Origin of the sequence: Streptomyces seoulensis (assembly GCF_004328625.1) — a bacterium.
Lineage (GTDB): Bacteria > Actinomycetota > Actinomycetes > Streptomycetales > Streptomycetaceae > Streptomyces > Streptomyces seoulensis.
This window is the reverse complement of the sequence record NZ_CP032229.1, coordinates 3,332,046-3,347,514: the sequence shown is the minus strand read 5'-3', so window position 1 is coordinate 3,347,514 and position 15,469 is coordinate 3,332,046. Positions and strand designations below refer to the sequence as shown.

Here is a 15,469-nt window from a genome sequence, read left to right as displayed (position 1 = left end):
TAAAAACGAACAGCGTTCGTGTCAAGTTATAGTTGTCCCCGTGAACGCGAAAGAGCGCCGCACCGCCCGCCACCGGCCCGCACCCGCCGGGGACGCCCGGCCCCGCCGCCGCAAGGACCCGATCACCGTGGACCATGTGGTCGAGACGGCGCTCGGGATCATCGCGACGGAGGGCTACGAGGCGCTGACCATGCGCAGGCTGTCCGCCGCCCTGGACACCGGCCCGGCCTCGCTCTACGCCCACGTGGTCAACAAGGCCGACCTGGACGAACTCCTCATCGGCCGCCTCTGCGCCCGCCTGACCCTCCCCGCCCCGGACCCCGCCTCCTGGCGCGACCAGCTGCGAGGCGTCTGCGAGGCCCTGCGCGACCAGTACCTCCAGTACCCCGGCATCTCCCGCGCCGCCCTCGCCATGGCCCCCACCGACCTGGAGGCCCTCCGCGTCAGCGAGGGCATGCTCGCGATCCTGCTCACCGCCGGCATCGCCCCGCAGCGCGCCGCCTGGACCATCGACGCCCTGCTCCTCTACGTCGCCGCCCACTGCCTGGAGCTGTCCGTGGCCCACCGCAGGGCGGAGGACGGCGACGAGGTCTGGCCCGCCGACCGGACCGACCTCCTCCACCGCCTCACCACCCTCCCGGCGGCGGCCTTCCCCCACACGACCCGCCACGCGGCGGAACTGACGACGGGCACGACCCGGGACCGCTTCGACTTCACGGTGGGCCTGATGATCAACGGCCTCGGCTGACGCGGCCCACACACCATCCCCCCACACACATAAAGGGCACCGGGGCTGATGCCCGGCAGGGGTGAACGCGTAAGGTGACGTGCTCGTAAGGGGTTGTGGGAATAGGCACGGACGTACGAGAGCGGCCCCATTCGTGTGAGGAGACCCCGGGACGATGCCCGGCTACGGCGCTGTGACGCGCAGTACCTTGCGACAGCAGATCGCCGACGCGCTGCGCGACGAGGTGCTGGCCGGGCGGCTGCTGCCGGGGCGGGCGTTCACCGTGAAGGAGATCGCGGACCTGTACGGGGTCTCCGCGACGCCGGTGCGCGAGGCCCTGGTCGACCTGTCGGCGCAGGCCCTGCTGGAGGCCGACCACCACCGGGGCTTCCGCGTCCCCGAGTACTCCCTCGCCGACTACCGGGGCATGATCGAGGCCCGCTCGCTGGTCACCGAGGGCATGTTCCGCGTCCTCGGCCAGGGCCACCCCGCCTTCGCGGACCCAGGGAACCCCGACACCGCCGCCGCGCTCGCGACCGTACGGCGGCGCGGCGAGGAGGCCCAGCGGGCCAACGCGGCCGGTGACCTCACCGTCCTCATCGGGTACGACCTCCGCTTCTGGCGCGAGCTGAGCGTGCTGTTCGGCAACCCCTACCTCGCCGAGTTCCTGCACCGGCTCCGCGTCCGCTCCTGGGTCTGCGCGGTCCAGCACCTCCGCCGCCTCCCCGAGGTCCGCGGCCGCCTGTGGGCCGGCCACATAGACCTGGTCGACGCCCTGTCGGCCCACGACCCCGAGGCCGCCCGCGCGATCGTCGCCGCGGCCAACGCGCACGCCCTGGAGATGGTCGAGGAACTCGCGGGCGGCTAGGTCGACATGGCGTCGTCGTTGTCGTCAGCGGCTCGGGGAGTAGTCGGGGTCGGAACTGTCGTCCTGGGAATCGAGGGACGGGGACAGAAGGAGCCAGCTCTGGGGAGGCGAAGCCTCGCCGCCCATGCTGACGTCGGTCTGCCGGCTGCCGTCCTGCGAGCTGCTCTCGCTGTCGGAGGACGAGTCGGACAGGGCGTCGTCCAGTGTGTAGACGGCCTGGCGGCGGGGCGTCCCTTGGTGGACGTCGGGTCGATGCTTCCCGTCACCACCTTGGGACGCTTGATCCCCAGGTCGTTGAGGACGGGCGCGTCCTCCTTGGTGGGCGCGTAGTGCGAGACGGTGGCCGACTCCGTGGTGACGGTCTCCAGCTTCCGCTGCACCGGCGCGCCGGCGGCCGGACGGGACGCGCCCGGGTCCCCGCCTCCCTCCCCGGTCCGCCCCTGCCCGCCCGGCGCGGGTCCGGACATCACCTTGCGGGCGTTGGCCTCCGCGGCGCGCTCGAAGCGGTCCGAGGGGTCGGACACGGAGTAGCCCTGCCCGGTGTCCGTACCGGAGACGGGCCCGTTGCGCTGCTGGATCACGTGCGTCAGCTCGTGCGCCAGGGTGTGCCGGTCGCCGCCCCCCTTGCCGATCACGATGTGGCTGCCGGACGTGTAGGCGCGGGCGCCCATCTGCGCCGCCGAATCCGTGGCCGCGCGGCCGGTGTGCACGCGGACGTCGGAGAGGTCGGCGCCGAGCCGGCCCTCCATCTCCGTACGCGTCGGCTGGTCCAGCGGTCTGCCGGAGCCGCTCAGCACGTCGTGCACGGCCGCTCGCTGGACCGCCTCCTCGACGGCAGCCCGCTGCACGTCGGCTTCTTCCTCATGCCCGCACCCCGCGCCGTGCCGGTGGGTCTCCGGCGCCGCGCGCTGCACCATCCGCACCACGGCGGCGTTCCCGACGGCGCCCTGCAACCCGGCCAGGGAACCGGGCCCCGGCCGCGTGGTCGCCTTCTCGGGCGCCGCGGGCGTGCGGCGCCCGGTCTTCCCCGACTCGCGTTCACCCCTGGTGTGCTGGCTGATGGGCATGCATCAGGAGCCTTCCGACGCGCCAGTGGTCGTCCCTCCGTGATACCGCGCGCCCACTTCTCCCGGCCAGGGCCGCGGGGGCAGTGTCGGGGCACGCACCGGGCAACGGCGGGCGGACGACGGGGAACCCGGCCCACCCGCTACTTCCCGCCCTCGGCCACCTCGGCCATCCGGCCGAGCGCCCGGTGTCAGCCGCTCGGTGACATGCGAGCCATCGGTGAAGTGCGGTTCCCGGGCGACCCCGGCCCGGGGAATCCGGGAAGCCGCGTGGTAGTTCCCCCTAGGGGGCTGAGACCACGGAGGGACCGGGATGCCATGAGTCTGCGCCAGTTCGAGTACGCCCTTGCCGTGGCCGAGGAAGGATCTGTGACGGCGGCGGCGGAGCGGTTGCGGGTGGCTCAGCCGTCGATGTCTCAGCAGATCAGGGGGCTGGAGCGGGAGCTCGGGGTGGAGCTGTTCGCTCGGACGCCGAGTGGGCTGACGCCTACCGTGGTGGGGCGGGCGTTTTTGCGGGAGGCGCAGGTGGCCGTCAGTGCCGCGCGCCGGGCTACGGCCACCGCGCGGGCCGGGGCGGCCGAGCTGGTGGGGGAGCTGACCGTCGCCGCGCAGATGGGGTTCGGTACGCGGCAGCTGCCCGAGGCGCTCGGAGAGCTGCGGCGACGGTTCCCCCGGCTGGAGGTCACCCTCTCCGAGGAGCCGAGTTCCGCCGAGCTGGACCGGCTGTGCCGCAGGGGCGTACTGGACCTGGCCCTGATGGCGAAGTGCGACCGGACCCCGGCGGACGCCCACCGCCTGGGCGAAGAGGAGTTCGTGGTGGTGCTCGGGGAGGGGCATCAACAACTCGGCTCACCGCGCGTCGAGTTGCGCGACCTCAAGGGCGAGCCCTGGGTCCGGTTCGACCGGGACAGCGCGCTGGACGGTGTTCTCGTGGAGGCGCTGCGGGAGACCGACCCGGAGCCCGACACCGTCGCCCGCGTCTCCCAGACCGCGACCGCCGTCCGCTGGGCCGCCCAGGGACTCGGCGCCACCCTCGTCCCCGCGTCGGCGGTCCCCGCGAGCCACGAACACCTCGCGCGCCCGGTGTCCCCCGCCGTGGCCCAGCCCGTCATCGCCGTGGTCCGGAACCCGGCCGGCCCGGCCGAGACGGCCCTGCTGGAATTCCTCCGCCAGGAGAATTGGTCCGGCTCCTGAGTTTCAGCCCCGGGGGAATTCTCCGCCGTCGATCACGAAATTGCTTCCGGTGACCCAGCTCGCCCGGTCGGAGACCAGGAACAGCACCGCCCGAGCGATGTCGTCCGGCTCCCCGTCCCGCCCCAGCGGTACGAGGGACACCTCCCCGCTCTGCGTCGGGTCGAGCTTCGCCCACTGCTCCCGCGTCGCCTCCCCGCCGGGCGTGGTGACCCGCCCCGGCGTGACCGTGTTGACCCGCACCCCGGCCGGGGCCAGCTCGGCGGCCAGGCCCTTGCTGTAGTTCTCCAGCCCGGCCTTCGCCACCGTGTAGTGCAGGAACGGCGGGAAGGCGACCGGCACGGCGGCCGAGGAGACGTGCACGATCGCGCCCGACCCCCTCTCCCGCATCGCCGGTGCCAGCAGGGCGTCGAGCCGCACCGAGGCCAGCAGGTTCAGGTTCAGCGCGTCCAGCCAGACCTCGTCCGGGATGGCGGTGGCGGACTCGTACGGGCTCGCGCCGCCCGCGTTGTGGACCAGGATGTCCACCCCGCCGAGCACGTCCACGGCAGCCGCCGCCAGCTCCTCCGCCCCCTCCCGGCTCCGCACGTCGGCCGCGACGAACCGGACCCCCTCCGGCACCTCGTCCGGCTCCGAGCGGGCGGTGGTGAGCACCTCCGCGCCGGCCTCCAGGAGCCGGGCCACGATGCCCGCCCCGATGCCTCGCGTACCCCCGGTGACCAGGGCCCGCTTTCCCTTGAGTTCCGGTGTTCCCGTGCCGTTTTCCGTGGTGGCCATTTCAGCGTTCCCCTCTTGGACAATTCCCGGCGGACTTCTCGTCGAGTCGCTTCACCGTAGGCCCGGAAAAGAGGGGTAATCAAAGACCGAATAGCAGCAGGGGCCATAGGGCTTTCCTATGGCCCGCCGTACGGACTACGCTGCCTGGTCCACCCGTGTGCGAGGAGACCCCCCGCAGCGGACGATGCGAGGAGTCCTTTCTTGGCCTGTGACCTGTGGCTGGTGCCGCTCGTGGACGTGCTGTGCCACACGCCGGACAACCCGTTCGCCGAGGAACTGGCCGTCTACAACGACGCGTTGGCCACCGCCGGGCTCCCCCCGGTCCCGGTCTACCAGTACATGCCGGGCCTGAACGGCGAGGTCGCCCCCGTAGCGGGATTCGACTACGACGCGCTGCACTTCCTGCGCCGCGCCCACCTGCTCCAGCTCTGCGGCCTCCCCGTCACCCCTGTGGGGGAGCTGGGCGGCGATTACGAGCAGTTGCTCGAAATGTTCGAGTCAACCGCGCAGCAGTCCCACCTGGTCTGGCACTACGACCACGCCGGCGCCTACGTCCCGCTGGACTTCACCCAGCCCCTCTCCAACGACGAACTCCTCGCCGGTGGCGGCCCCTTGGGCTCCTCGCACGCCCTGCTGCGCGAGCTGGAGCAGGTCGCCCCGGCCATCGGCATCGACCCGGCGAACCCGCCCGCCGCCCCGACGCCCCCCTCGGCCCCCACCGAGCTGGAGGAGCCCGCCGTCCCGGCGCCCTACGACCCGAGCCCCTTCGCCCGCGAACGGCACGTCTGGCTCGGCCTGCACGCCGCCGCGACCCGCTCCCTCGCCCAGGGTTCGATGATCGTCTTCAGTTGAGCTCCGGCGGCTGCGGCGGCCCCTGGCTCCCGTCCAGCAGCGCCGCCCGCAGCAGCAGCGTGTGCACGAACCGGTCCGGCGCGGTCGGGGGAAACCGCCAGCCCAGCGGCCAGGTCTGCCCGTCCAGCGCCGGAACCGGGATGTAGCTCACCCGGTACGGGCCGCTCGTGAGCCGCGTGGCCTCGGCCGGCCAGGCGTGATGCGCGGTACTCCCCGGCGCGACCAGGAAGTACACGCACCTGCGCCCGCTCCCCGACTCCACCACCGGCCCCGGATCACCCCCGGTCATCCGCGCCATCCGGTCCGCGATGTCCCGCCCCCGGTCGCCGTCCACCCGCACCGCGTCGAACTGCACCCCGGCCCGCCGGAGTTGGATGCCCATGGCGGGAACCCATTGGATGTCCGCGTGACTTTGCGTATTCATGCAATCAGTTTCGGCAGGCGACGCTACGGTTTCCATGACTCTCCGTCGACCCATCGGAACGGTCGGGAGTCGGGGGCATCCGTTGAGGACCGGTTGAGTTCGGTTGAGTCCAGGGGTGATCGCAATGGCGCGAGCGGCGAACAAGACGGCGGCGAGCGGGACGGCACGCATGATCGCCACCTTCGCGAAGGCCCGACGTGAGCAGCTGGGTCTGACGCAGGAGGAGTTGGGCCGTCTCATCGGCTACACCGCGTCCGCGATCAGCGCGATGGAGACGTGCGCGCAGCCCGCGAGCGACAAGATGCTGATGGAACTGGAGCGGGTGCTCGGGGATGGGATGGGCATCTTCGAGATGGCCCGGAAATTCATCCTGCTGGACAAGTACCCGGCGCAGTTCCAGGACTTCGCGCTGATGGAGGCGGAGGCGGTCTCCCTGTCCTCCTACGAGACGTACGTGATCGCTGGCCTGTTCCAGACGGAGAACTATGCGCGTGCGCTGATCGGCGGAGGTTCTCCCGCGCTCTCGAAGGCCGAGGTGGACGAGCTGGTCGACGCCCGTATCGCCCGGAGGGCCCTCTTCGACCGTACGGGTCCGACGCCCCTGATCGAGACGGTCCTTGACGAGTCCGCACTCCTCCGTACGATCGGGAGCCAGGACATCATGAGCGAGCAGTTGTACGCGCTCGCCGAGGACGCCGAGCGGGACAACGTGAGCCTGCAAGTACTGCGCCTGAACCGAGGGGCAAAGGGTGCTCACGCGGGCACCGACGGCGACATGACGCTGGTCACGACCAGTGAACACCACCACGTGGTCTACCTGGAGGCTCAAGACGAGAGCGTGCTGGTCAGCGATCCCGTTAAGGTGGCGCGTCTAACCCACCGGTATGCGAAGATCCGATCACAGGCTCTGAGCCCGGACGACTCTGTGAGCCTCCTCCGGAAGTTGGCGGGAGAAGCGCGAAATGACCAGCACCCTCCTGTGGTTCAAGTCGAGCTACAGCAATGACAGTGGCGGCAACTGCGTGGAAACTGCCTACACTTGGCACAAGTCCTCGTACAGCAGCGCCAGCGGTGGCAACTGCGTCGAAGTAGCTTCCTGCCCCGACGCCGTCCACGTCCGTGACTCCAAGCAGACCCACGGCCCCCTCCTCGCCGTAACCCCCTCCGCGTGGACCACCTTCCTCACGGACGCGCGACAAGGCTGATCTCCGGCGGCCACAGCACACCCGACCCCATCAACAAGGACGGGCCGAGATGCAGTGGGCAGACCGGCAACGACGACCGGTCGTGCCGCCGCACCTCGAACACCGCGGGGTCCCCGCACTCGGACACCTCGCCGTAGGGCCCCCCGCACATCTCCCGGTCGCTGCTCATGGAGAAATTCCACCGCGCCGGAACGCGGAACGCCCGCCGAGCGCGCCCATAGGGCGGACCGGCGGGCGTACCCACGTACAGACGGTGTGACCTAGAGGAACGAGTTGATCTCGATCGTCTCGTCACGGCCGGGACCGACACCGATCGCGGAGATCGGCGCGCCGGACATCTCCTCCAGCGCCTTCACGTAGTTCTGCGCGTTCTTCGGCAGGTCGGAGAAGGACTTCGCCTTGGTGATGTCCTCGGACCAGCCCGGCAGCGTCTCGTAGATCGGCTTCGCGTGGTGGAAGTCGGTCTGGGAGTAGGGGAGTTCCTCGACCCGCTTGCCGTCGATCTCGTAGGCGACGCAGACCGGGATCTCCTCCCAGCCGGTGAGCACGTCCAGCTTGGTGAGGAAGAAGTCGGTGAGGCCGTTGACGCGGGTCGCGTAGCGGGCGATCACCGCGTCGAACCAGCCGCAGCGGCGGTCGCGGCCGGTGGTGACACCGCGCTCGCCACCGATGCGGCGCAGCGCCTCGCCGTCCGCGTCGAACAGCTCGGTCGGGAACGGACCGGCGCCGACACGCGTGGTGTACGCCTTGAGGATGCCGATGACCCGGCTGATCTTCGTCGGACCCACGCCCGCGCCGGTGCAGGCACCGCCGGCGGTCGGGTTGGAGGAGGTGACGAAGGGGTACGTGCCGTGGTCGATGTCGAGCAGGGTGCCCTGACCGCCCTCGAACAGCACGACCTTGTCGTCCTCCAGCGCCTGGTTGAGCACCAGGACGGTGTCGGCGACGTACGGCTTCAGCTGCTCCGCGTAGCCCAGCAGCTCCTCCACGACCTGGTCGGCGGCGATGGCGCGACGGTTGTAGAGCTTGGTGAGCATCTGGTTCTTGACGTCGAGCGCCGCCTCGACCTTCTGGGTCAGGATCGACTCGTCGTAGAGGTCCTGGACCCGGATGCCGACGCGGTTGATCTTGTCGGCGTAGGTCGGGCCGATGCCCCGGCCGGTGGTGCCGATCTTCCGCTTGCCGAGGAAGCGCTCCGCGACCTTGTCCATGCTGACGTGGTACGGCGTGATGATGTGCGCGTTACCGCTGATCAGGAGCTTCGACGTGTCGACGCCGCGCTCGTTCAGACCGCTCAGCTCGGAGAGCAGGACCGACGGGTCGACGACGACGCCGTTGCCGATGACCGGCGTACAGCTGGGCGAGAGGATTCCGGAGGGGAGGAGGTGGAGCGCATACTTCTGGTCGCCCACGACGACCGTGTGGCCGGCGTTGTTGCCGCCCTGATAGCGCACTACATAGTCCACCGAGCCACCGAGCAGGTCGGTCGCCTTCCCCTTGCCCTCGTCACCCCACTGAGCACCGAGCAGCACAAGTGCGGGCACGCGCGTACACCCCTTCCGGGCGGGGCATGTCCATGGTCGGGGTGTGGGCGTATGGCTCATCGCCGCTTCGCACGACCGTCGGACCGGATGCCCCGGAATAGACGAAGCCCCTGGCGCAATAGCGCAAGGGGCTCTTGCACAAAGATGCTACCCGAGGAAGCGAGGCAGGACCGAGGTGGCGACTTCCGCGACGTCCGATCAGCTCCTTGTGATCATCGATCCGATGGCCCGGCACACGGACGGGGAGTCCGTACGGATAGCGAAAGACGTGCTCAGCGCGGGTGCGGCGGCGAAGGTGTGCCTGCCGGACGGGCCGGAGGAATTCGCCCGCGCGCTGGGGCGGCGGGGGTCGCGCCGGCCGGTGGTCGTCGGGGATGATCGAGCCCTTGTTCGAGCGGTGGCGCTGCTGCACCGACATCGCGAGCTGGCCGGATGTGCGCTGTCGGTGGTGCCGGTCGGATCGGCGGGGCTGGCGCGTTCGCTGGGGGTGCCGGGAGGGCCGGTCGCCTCGGCGCGGGCGGTGCTGGAAGGGGTCTCCCGGCAGCTGGACCTCCTGGTCGACGACAGCGACGGCGTCGTGCTCGGCTCCCTGGGCATACCGCCCGCGTCCGTCCCCGCCGAGCCGGTCGGCGCCGGCACCCGCCCGTGGCTGCGCACCCTGGTCCGCACCCTCGCCGCCCGCCCGGCCCGGCTCCGGGTCGAGATCGACGGCGTCACGGTGATCGACCTGGACCGTCCGGTGGAGTCGGTGTCGGTGACACCGGGGATGCGGGGGGTGGCCGAGGTGGAGATCCACCCGGTGTCACTGGGCGCAGAGTCCACCCCCCTCCGCTCCTGCGGCCGCACGGTCACCGTGACGGGGGAGGACTTCCACTACCGCGCCGACGCGGAGACCTCCGGTCCGGTACGCAGGCGGACCTGGCGGGTGGCGGAGGGGGCCTGGGGGCTGGTGGTGCCGGGGCCGTGAGTAGCGGTGCCGTAGGTCCGCTCTCGCCGCGGTGAGCGATGTCAGGGCAGCCGCGCAGAGGCATACTGGCGGCTCGTGCCGGGCACCGGCCGCCGGGCGACTCCGCTAGGGCAGCGGGAAGACGGCGCACGTGGTGGTCGCGTGCGCGTACAGCTTCCCGTCCTCGGAGCCGATGACCCTGGCCTCCGCCGTCGCGGTGGTCCGGCCCGCGTGGATCACGGTGCCCTCGCACCGCAGGCTCGGGGTGTCGGGGAAGACGGGACGCACCATGTTCACACCGAGCTGGATCGTGGTGTAGGCGCGCCCCGCGGGGAGCGTCGACATCACCGCGCTGCCGAGGGCGGAGTCGAGGAGTGTGGCGAGGAACCCGCCGTGCACCGTGCCCATGGGGTTGAGCAGGTGCTCGGCCGGCTCGCCCACGAAGACGGCCCGGCCGTGCTCCGCCGCCACGAGACGGAAGCCGAGCGTCCCGCAGATCGGCGCCTGCGGGAACCGGCCCTCGACGCACATCCGGAGCACCTCGAGACCCGAGCGGCCGGCGCCGTCGGCGTAGCTGGTGGGCGGCTCCCACGTGTGGGTCCGGGAGCGGACGCCGGGTCCCGCCTCGCGGGGGGCTCCGGTGTCCGACACGGCGGCGGGGGGCTTGGATGTCATGGTCGGTGGATCTCCGTGTTCTTCTCGTCGCTCACATGCTCAAAGGGTTCTCGGGGTGTGCGGGGCGCTCAGGGCAGCTTGACCGCGAGCAGGTCGACCGGCCGGATGTCGGGGGCCGAGGCGAGCATGGTGTCCGCGGCGCCCATGAGGGCGGCGGCGATCCGTCCGCGGAGGTGTGCCGTGCGGTCCTCGTCGTTCTCGAAGGTGTCGAAGACACCGAAGGTGGTGGTGTCCTCCCGGAAGGCGAACCAGGTCACGGTCCGCTTCTCCTCCTCGGCGAGGCGCACGGCCTCGGTCAGCATCCGGGCGACGCTGTCGGCGTACTCGGGCTTGGCCTCGATGCGGGCCAGCAGACCGATGTTGTTCATGACGGGATTCCTCCGGCTCGGTGCGGTGCCCTGTGGCACCGGCGGCATCACTCACGCTAGGCCGCCGAAGAGTCCGGTCACAGTGTCGGAAACGACAGCTCTGATACCGTTCCCGACATGGATGTCTCCGTACTGGTGTACGACGGCGTGTTCGACTCAGGGCTCTGCGCGGCTCTGGACGTGCTGGACGCGGCCAACGCCATGCGGGGCGAACTGCCCCAGCCGCCGCCCGCCTGGAACGTCCGGACGGTCGCCTTCACCCCGCAGGTGCGCACCGGCGCGGGGCACCTCGTCGCGGCGGAGCCCGCCGGGACCGTGGAAGGTACCGAACTGCTCCTCGTGCCCGCGCTGGCCGAGCGCAGGCCGGAGGCGCTGCTGGAGCGGGTCGGCGGCACCGGTCTGGCCGAGGTACGGGATCTGCTGGCCGAGCACCGGGGCCGGGACGCGCCCGTGGCCTCGGCCTGCACGGGTACCTTCCTGCTCGCCGAGTCGGGCGTGCTCGACGGCCGCCGCGCCACGACCACCTGGTGGCTGGCGCCCGTCTTCCGCCGCCGCTACCCGAAGGTCGTGCTCGACGAGAGCAGCATGGTGACGGCCACGCGGGGGGTGACCACGGCGGGTGCCGCCTTCGGCCACGTCGATCTGGCGCTGGCCGTGGTGCGGACGGCGAGCCCCGCTCTGGCCGACCTGGTCGCCCGGTACCTGGTCGTGGACGAGCGTCCCTCGCAATCCGCCTACACCATTCCGAGCGCCCTCGCGCAGAACGACCCCCTGATCGCCGCGTTCGAACACTGGGCGCGCCGGCACCTGGACACGCCGAACAGCATGGCCGAGGCCGCGCGTGCCCTCGGCGTCAGCGAGCGCACGCTCCAGCGCACGGTCCGCAGGGTGCTGAACACCACTCCCGTGCGGTTCGTCCAGGACCTGCGCGTCGAACAGGCTACGCATCTGCTGCGAACCACCGACCTGTCCCTGGAGACCATCGCGCGCAAGGTGGGCTACGAGCACGCCGCCACCCTGCGCGCGCTGCTGCGCGCCCGTACCGGCGCCACCACGGCGAGCCTGCGCACCCGATGACCGCGGGGTCGCCGCGGCCCTGGCGCAGCGCCCGGGGCCGGGTGAGCAGCTACCCGGAAGCGCGGACGTGCCCGGCGAGGGAGGGAGGCGGCCACTGCCGGGCTCACCCGCTCCCTCACCGAGGCCGGGGTGGAGGCTGGGCCCACGATCCGACCGCGAAGCCGATGGGCACCCGCCGGGCTGGAACACCAGCGATCAGTAGGAGCGGCCTCCCTACGATGTCGCCATGACCACCTCTGGACCGGGACAGCCGCTGATACGTGTCCTGCACGACGAGTCCCGTCCTGACCTGCGGGATCCGACTCGTCCGCGCCCTGTCCGTCTTTACCTCTGGGAACCGAGCCGCTCACAGGCTGCGCCGGCTCCGCTTGTCGTCGTCTCCCACGGCACCGGGGGTTCGGGCAGCAACATGGAGTGGCTGGTACGACCGCTGTGCGAGGCGGGTTTCCGGGTTGTCGCCCTCGATCACCACGGCAACAACTACGTCGACGGCTACGAGCCGGAGGGCTTCCTCCACGTATGGGAACGGCCCCGGGACGTCTCCTTCGCCCTCGAAGCACTCGCCCGGGAACAGTCGCTCGGTCCGGTCGGTGCAGCGGGCTTCTCTCTTGGCGCCTACACGGCGGCGGCCCTTGCCGGAGCCCGTGTCGATCCGCAGATCCTGTGGGCTGTACTGACGGGAACTGTCCCTCTGCCGGAGATCCCCGAGTACCCCGGCGCGCTGGACGCGCTGCGGACGAAGCATCCACTGGACGCGTCGTCACGGCGTTTGCTGGATGCCGCCGCCACGGACCTCTCCGACCCCCGCGTGCGGGCGGTCTTCCAGGTAGCTCCCGGACTGGGCGGTCTCGTGACCCCGCAAAGCCTGGCAACCGTGCGAGTGCCTGTGGGAATCCGCTGGGGTGGAGCAGACACGGTCAACCCTTACGAGACCGACACCAAGCCATACCTGGAGCACATTCCCACAGCGAGTGGCGGCTCGGCAGGCCCGGACGTCCGCCACGACGACTTCTTCGCCCCGGAACCTGCCGACCCGACCGTCCGGGTCCGGGTCGGCAGGGAGGCGGCCGTCTTCTTCGAGCAGCACCTCGGCTGACACCTCGGCGGAAACGGCGCCGGCGTGAAGCACGGGGCTACTAGCCTTGATTGACCGACACTGGCGCGTGCGGGGGACGGCGGAATTCAGGGGGACGTATGAGGGCGAAGCTGTTGGTGGCCGGGACGGTCGTGGTGGGGGTCGCGCTCAGTGGGTGCGCGGTGCAGGACAAGTCGGCGACGGCCCGGTACGGGATCGACGCGAAGGTGACCGCGCTGAGCGTGACGACCAAGGGCGGCAACATCGACGTCGTCCCAGGTGACGGCACCGGCGCGCACGTCACGGAGAAGATGCGGTACGCCGACGGCAAGCCCAGGACCGAGCACTCCGTCAGCGACGGCCGCCTCACCCTCACCGCCCCCCGCTGCGACGACTGCGGCGTGAACTACACCGTCTCCGTACCCCCCGGCACGACCCTGACCCTGGACACCGACGGCGGCAACATCACCGTCCACGGGGTCGACGGCGCGACGAAGGCACGGACGGGCGGCGGAAACGTACACGTCATCGACACCGCCCCCAAGACCCTCTCCGCCCGCACCGACGGCGGAGACATCGAGGCGTCCCTGACGAAACCCCCCACCACCCTCACCGCGGAAACAGGCGGCGGCAACGTCAAGGTCACCCTCCCCCGCACCCCCTACGCCGTGGACACCACCACCAGCGGCGGCCGCAACACGGTCTCGGTCCCCACGGACCCCGCCTCCCCCCACCACGTCACCATCCGAACCGGCGGCGGAAACATCGACGTCAACCCGGCACCTTCCTCGTAAGGGTGAACCTTGCGGTGCCGTCGTCGGGCGCCAGGACTGTGCCGATGCTGATCCGACGAGAAGCACCCACCGACGAACCCGCCGTGCAGGCGGTCACCACCGCCGCGTTCGCCAAACCGGACACACCGGTCCCCGTGGAGGCCGGCCTCGTCGATCGATTGCGGACATGCGGCGCGTGGCTTCCGGAACTGTCGATGGTCGCGATCGGCGACCAAGGGGAGATCGTCGGGCACGTCGTCTGCACCCGCGGACACGTCGGCACCCACCCGGCCCTCGCGCTCGGCCCCCTCAGCGTGCACCCGAAGCACCAACGCCGAGGCGTGGGCCTGGCGCTCATGCACGCCGTACTCGGCGCGGCGGACGCCACCGACGAACCCCTCGTCGCTCTGCTCGGCAACCCCGCGTACTACGACCGCTTCGGCTTCCGAGCGAGCACGGAGTACGGCATCACTCCTCCCGACCCCGGCTGGGCCCACTACTTCCAGATCCGCACCCTGACCACGTACGACCCGGCCGCGCGGGGCGCCTTCGCCTACCCCGAACCGTTCAACACCCTCTGACTCCGTCGCCTCCGACAGTCACCTTCAGTTCCTCCAGCCCCCGCATCACGAACCCCGGCTTCCGAGTCGGCTCGGTGGCCAATGTGAGCGAGGGGGCGAGAGTGAGCAACGCCTCCATGGACGCCCCCAGTTCCAGCCGGGCCAGGGCTGCGCCGATGCAGTAGTGGGTGCCCGCGCTGAAGGAGATGTGGGGGTTGTCCTTGCGGGTGAGGTTCAGGGTGGTGGGGGCGTCGAAGACCGTCTCGTCGTGGTTGGCGGAGGCGAAGAGGAGGGCGAGTTCGGCGCCCCGGGGGATCGTCGTGCCGGCCAGCTCGATGTCGTCCAGGACCCAGCGTTCGAAGAGTTGCAGCGGGGTGTCGTAGCGGAGCAGTTCCTCCACCGCTGTGGGGATCAGGCTCAAGTCCGACCGCAACAGGCCCAGTTGTTCCGGGTGCTCGAACAGTGCCAGCCAGCCGTTCGTCGTGGCGTTCACCGTCGCCTCGTGGCCGGCGTTCAGCAGCAGTACCGCCGTGGAGATCATCTCCTGCTCGGTGAGCCGGTCGCCCTCGTCGTGGGCCGCGATCAGGGCCGAGATCAGGTCGTCCCCGGGCTCCGCGCGGCGCGCGGCGATCAGACCGCGCAGGTACTCCGAGAACTCCACCGACGCCCGTACCGCACGCGCCGCCACCTCCGGGGACGGGTTCAGCTCGTACATCCCGCAGATGTCCGCCGACCAGGGCCGCAGCGGACCCCGGTCCGCCTCCGGGATGCCCAGGAGTTCCGCGATCACCGCGACCGGGAGGGGTTCCGCCACGTCCGCGAGGAGATCACCCCCGCCCGCCGCGACCAGGGCGCCCACCAGGGAGTCCGCCAGCCCGTGCACGTACTCCCGCAGCCGCTCCACCGTGCGCGGGGTGAACGCCTTGGAGACCAGGCGCCGGATGCGGGTGTGGTCCGGCGGCTCCAGGTCGAGCATGCCGTGGTCGTTGAGCGTGTGGAACGGCTCGTGCTCGGGAGGCGGCGCCGTACGGCCGAACTCCTCGTGCGAGAAGCGGTGTTGGTACGTCCGGCCCAGCCGCCGGTCCCGCAGCAGCGCCGACACGTCGGCATGGTGCGGCACCAGCCACTGGTCCGTCGGCTCGTACCGGATCACCCGCCCGCGCGCCCGCAGCTCGGCGTAGGCCGGGTAGGGGTCGGCGAGGAACTCCGGAGACCAGGGGTCGAAGGTGGTGCCCATGGGGGGACGCTAGTCCGTGCGGGCCCCACCGGGGTAGATGACATGTGTCATCCCCAGGACGTGCCCCTCGGCACTGCCCCCGGACGCCCCCGCCTTCCTACACTCG

The 15,469-nt window shown here is 71.0% G+C and carries 18 protein-coding genes; 11 read left to right on the top strand and 7 right to left on the bottom strand.

All coding sequences use genetic code 11. From position 1 onward, the window contains the following. Positions 1–40 precede the first annotated feature (40 nt). The gene (locus tag D0Z67_RS15575; RefSeq protein ID WP_031178899.1) at positions 41–748 is read left to right on the top strand and encodes a TetR/AcrR family transcriptional regulator; all 708 of its coding nucleotides are present in this window, start codon (positions 41–43) and stop codon (positions 746–748) included. 154 nt (positions 749–902) lie between these two features. Further along, positions 903–1,595, top strand: coding sequence for a GntR family transcriptional regulator (locus D0Z67_RS15570; RefSeq protein WP_031178900.1), 693 nt, complete (start codon positions 903–905; stop codon positions 1,593–1,595). On the opposite strand, the gene D0Z67_RS30490 is transcribed toward D0Z67_RS15570, so the two are convergent. Beyond that, entirely contained in the window at positions 1,592–2,662 is a 1,071-nt protein-coding gene (locus D0Z67_RS30490; protein ID WP_051887417.1) for an eCIS core domain-containing protein, read from the bottom strand. The genes D0Z67_RS15570 and D0Z67_RS30490 overlap by 4 nt on opposite strands. Before the next feature lie 315 nt (positions 2,663–2,977). On the opposite strand from D0Z67_RS30490, the gene D0Z67_RS15555 reads away from it, so the two are divergent. Continuing rightward, on the top strand, positions 2,978–3,853 hold the full coding sequence (locus D0Z67_RS15555; protein WP_031178902.1) for a LysR family transcriptional regulator: 876 nt from the start codon (positions 2,978–2,980) through the stop codon (positions 3,851–3,853). Positions 3,854–3,856: 3 nt separating this feature from the next. Here the strand turns inward: D0Z67_RS15555 and D0Z67_RS15550 are convergent, their stop codons facing one another. Further along, on the bottom strand, positions 3,857–4,627 hold the full coding sequence (locus D0Z67_RS15550; RefSeq protein WP_031178903.1) for an oxidoreductase: 771 nt from the start codon (positions 4,625–4,627) through the stop codon (positions 3,857–3,859). A gap of 201 nt (positions 4,628–4,828) precedes the next feature. Between D0Z67_RS15550 and D0Z67_RS15545 the strand changes: the two genes are divergently transcribed. Then, entirely contained in the window at positions 4,829–5,479 is a 651-nt protein-coding gene (locus tag D0Z67_RS15545; RefSeq protein ID WP_031178904.1) for a hypothetical protein, read from the top strand. Here D0Z67_RS15545 and D0Z67_RS15540 read toward each other — a convergent pair. Continuing rightward, a complete protein-coding gene (locus D0Z67_RS15540) occupies positions 5,472–5,903 on the bottom strand; it encodes a hypothetical protein (protein ID WP_051887418.1) in 432 nt (143 codons plus the stop codon). The genes D0Z67_RS15545 and D0Z67_RS15540 overlap by 8 nt on opposite strands. Before the next feature lie 124 nt (positions 5,904–6,027). On the opposite strand from D0Z67_RS15540, the gene D0Z67_RS15535 reads away from it, so the two are divergent. After that, on the top strand, positions 6,028–6,909 hold the full coding sequence (locus D0Z67_RS15535) for a helix-turn-helix domain-containing protein (protein ID WP_051887419.1): 882 nt from the start codon (positions 6,028–6,030) through the stop codon (positions 6,907–6,909). Further along, positions 6,866–7,108: a DUF397 domain-containing protein gene (locus D0Z67_RS15530; protein WP_078872960.1), complete on the top strand. Its 243-nt coding sequence runs from the start codon at positions 6,866–6,868 to the stop codon at positions 7,106–7,108. Before D0Z67_RS15535 ends, D0Z67_RS15530 begins: the two co-directional genes overlap by 44 nt. A 260-nt stretch (positions 7,109–7,368) precedes the next feature. On the opposite strand, the gene D0Z67_RS15520 is transcribed toward D0Z67_RS15530, so the two are convergent. Then, the gene (locus D0Z67_RS15520; RefSeq protein ID WP_031178908.1) at positions 7,369–8,652 is read right to left on the bottom strand and encodes an adenylosuccinate synthase; all 1,284 of its coding nucleotides are present in this window, start codon (positions 8,650–8,652) and stop codon (positions 7,369–7,371) included. 223 nt (positions 8,653–8,875) lie between these two features. On the opposite strand from D0Z67_RS15520, the gene D0Z67_RS15515 reads away from it, so the two are divergent. Then, positions 8,876–9,619 (top strand): diacylglycerol kinase family protein, encoded by a 744-nt coding sequence (locus D0Z67_RS15515; protein ID WP_234312553.1) that lies wholly within the window; start codon positions 8,876–8,878, stop codon positions 9,617–9,619. A gap of 105 nt (positions 9,620–9,724) precedes the next feature. On the opposite strand, the gene D0Z67_RS15510 is transcribed toward D0Z67_RS15515, so the two are convergent. Both D0Z67_RS15510 and D0Z67_RS15505 read right to left on the bottom strand, forming a co-directional pair. Next, on the bottom strand, positions 9,725–10,273 hold the full coding sequence (locus tag D0Z67_RS15510; protein WP_051887420.1) for a PaaI family thioesterase: 549 nt from the start codon (positions 10,271–10,273) through the stop codon (positions 9,725–9,727). Positions 10,274–10,341: 68 nt separating this feature from the next. Continuing rightward, positions 10,342–10,641: a putative quinol monooxygenase gene (locus tag D0Z67_RS15505; RefSeq protein WP_031178911.1), complete on the bottom strand. Its 300-nt coding sequence runs from the start codon at positions 10,639–10,641 to the stop codon at positions 10,342–10,344. Positions 10,642–10,758: 117 nt separating this feature from the next. Here D0Z67_RS15505 and D0Z67_RS15500 point away from each other — a divergent pair, with 117 nt between their 5' ends. The 4 genes from D0Z67_RS15500 (at position 10,759) to D0Z67_RS15485 (ending at position 14,147) form a co-directional block, all read left to right on the top strand. Continuing rightward, positions 10,759–11,718: a GlxA family transcriptional regulator gene (locus D0Z67_RS15500; protein ID WP_031178912.1), complete on the top strand. Its 960-nt coding sequence runs from the start codon at positions 10,759–10,761 to the stop codon at positions 11,716–11,718. 226 nt (positions 11,719–11,944) lie between these two features. Continuing rightward, positions 11,945–12,814, top strand: coding sequence for an alpha/beta hydrolase family protein (locus tag D0Z67_RS15495; protein ID WP_199812114.1), 870 nt, complete (start codon positions 11,945–11,947; stop codon positions 12,812–12,814). A gap of 98 nt (positions 12,815–12,912) precedes the next feature. Beyond that, the gene (locus D0Z67_RS15490; RefSeq protein WP_031178914.1) at positions 12,913–13,587 is read left to right on the top strand and encodes a DUF4097 family beta strand repeat-containing protein; all 675 of its coding nucleotides are present in this window, start codon (positions 12,913–12,915) and stop codon (positions 13,585–13,587) included. 44 nt (positions 13,588–13,631) lie between these two features. Beyond that, positions 13,632–14,147, top strand: coding sequence for a GNAT family N-acetyltransferase (locus D0Z67_RS15485; RefSeq protein WP_031178915.1), 516 nt, complete (start codon positions 13,632–13,634; stop codon positions 14,145–14,147). Here D0Z67_RS15485 and D0Z67_RS15480 read toward each other — a convergent pair. Continuing rightward, a complete protein-coding gene (locus D0Z67_RS15480) occupies positions 14,134–15,363 on the bottom strand; it encodes a cytochrome P450 (RefSeq protein ID WP_031178916.1) in 1,230 nt (409 codons plus the stop codon). The genes D0Z67_RS15485 and D0Z67_RS15480 overlap by 14 nt on opposite strands. Positions 15,364–15,469: the final 106 nt, after the last annotated feature.

What these genes read in the sequence shown, in the direction of transcription:
- D0Z67_RS15540 (WP_051887418.1), bottom strand. Translation starts at nt 5,903, where the DNA reads ATGAATACGCAAAGTCACGCGGACATCCAATGGGTTCCCGCCATGGGC.
- D0Z67_RS15570 (WP_031178900.1), top strand. Translation starts at nt 903, where the DNA reads ATGCCCGGCTACGGCGCTGTGACGCGCAGTACCTTGCGACAGCAGATC.
- D0Z67_RS15515 (WP_234312553.1), top strand. Translation starts at nt 8,876, where the DNA reads ATGGCCCGGCACACGGACGGGGAGTCCGTACGGATAGCGAAAGACGTG.
- D0Z67_RS15550 (WP_031178903.1), bottom strand. Translation starts at nt 4,627, where the DNA reads ATGGCCACCACGGAAAACGGCACGGGAACACCGGAACTCAAGGGAAAG.
- D0Z67_RS15490 (WP_031178914.1), top strand. Translation starts at nt 12,913, where the DNA reads ATGAGGGCGAAGCTGTTGGTGGCCGGGACGGTCGTGGTGGGGGTCGCG.
- D0Z67_RS15485 (WP_031178915.1), top strand. Translation starts at nt 13,632, where the DNA reads ATGCTGATCCGACGAGAAGCACCCACCGACGAACCCGCCGTGCAGGCG.
- D0Z67_RS15530 (WP_078872960.1), top strand. Translation starts at nt 6,866, where the DNA reads ATGACCAGCACCCTCCTGTGGTTCAAGTCGAGCTACAGCAATGACAGT.
- D0Z67_RS15505 (WP_031178911.1), bottom strand. Translation starts at nt 10,641, where the DNA reads ATGAACAACATCGGTCTGCTGGCCCGCATCGAGGCCAAGCCCGAGTAC.
- D0Z67_RS30490 (WP_051887417.1), bottom strand. Translation starts at nt 2,662, where the DNA reads ATGCCCATCAGCCAGCACACCAGGGGTGAACGCGAGTCGGGGAAGACC.
- D0Z67_RS15495 (WP_199812114.1), top strand. Translation starts at nt 11,945, where the DNA reads ATGACCACCTCTGGACCGGGACAGCCGCTGATACGTGTCCTGCACGAC.
- D0Z67_RS15510 (WP_051887420.1), bottom strand. Translation starts at nt 10,273, where the DNA reads ATGACATCCAAGCCCCCCGCCGCCGTGTCGGACACCGGAGCCCCCCGC.
- D0Z67_RS15535 (WP_051887419.1), top strand. Translation starts at nt 6,028, where the DNA reads ATGGCGCGAGCGGCGAACAAGACGGCGGCGAGCGGGACGGCACGCATG.
- D0Z67_RS15500 (WP_031178912.1), top strand. Translation starts at nt 10,759, where the DNA reads ATGGATGTCTCCGTACTGGTGTACGACGGCGTGTTCGACTCAGGGCTC.
- D0Z67_RS15555 (WP_031178902.1), top strand. Translation starts at nt 2,978, where the DNA reads ATGAGTCTGCGCCAGTTCGAGTACGCCCTTGCCGTGGCCGAGGAAGGA.
- D0Z67_RS15480 (WP_031178916.1), bottom strand. Translation starts at nt 15,363, where the DNA reads ATGGGCACCACCTTCGACCCCTGGTCTCCGGAGTTCCTCGCCGACCCC.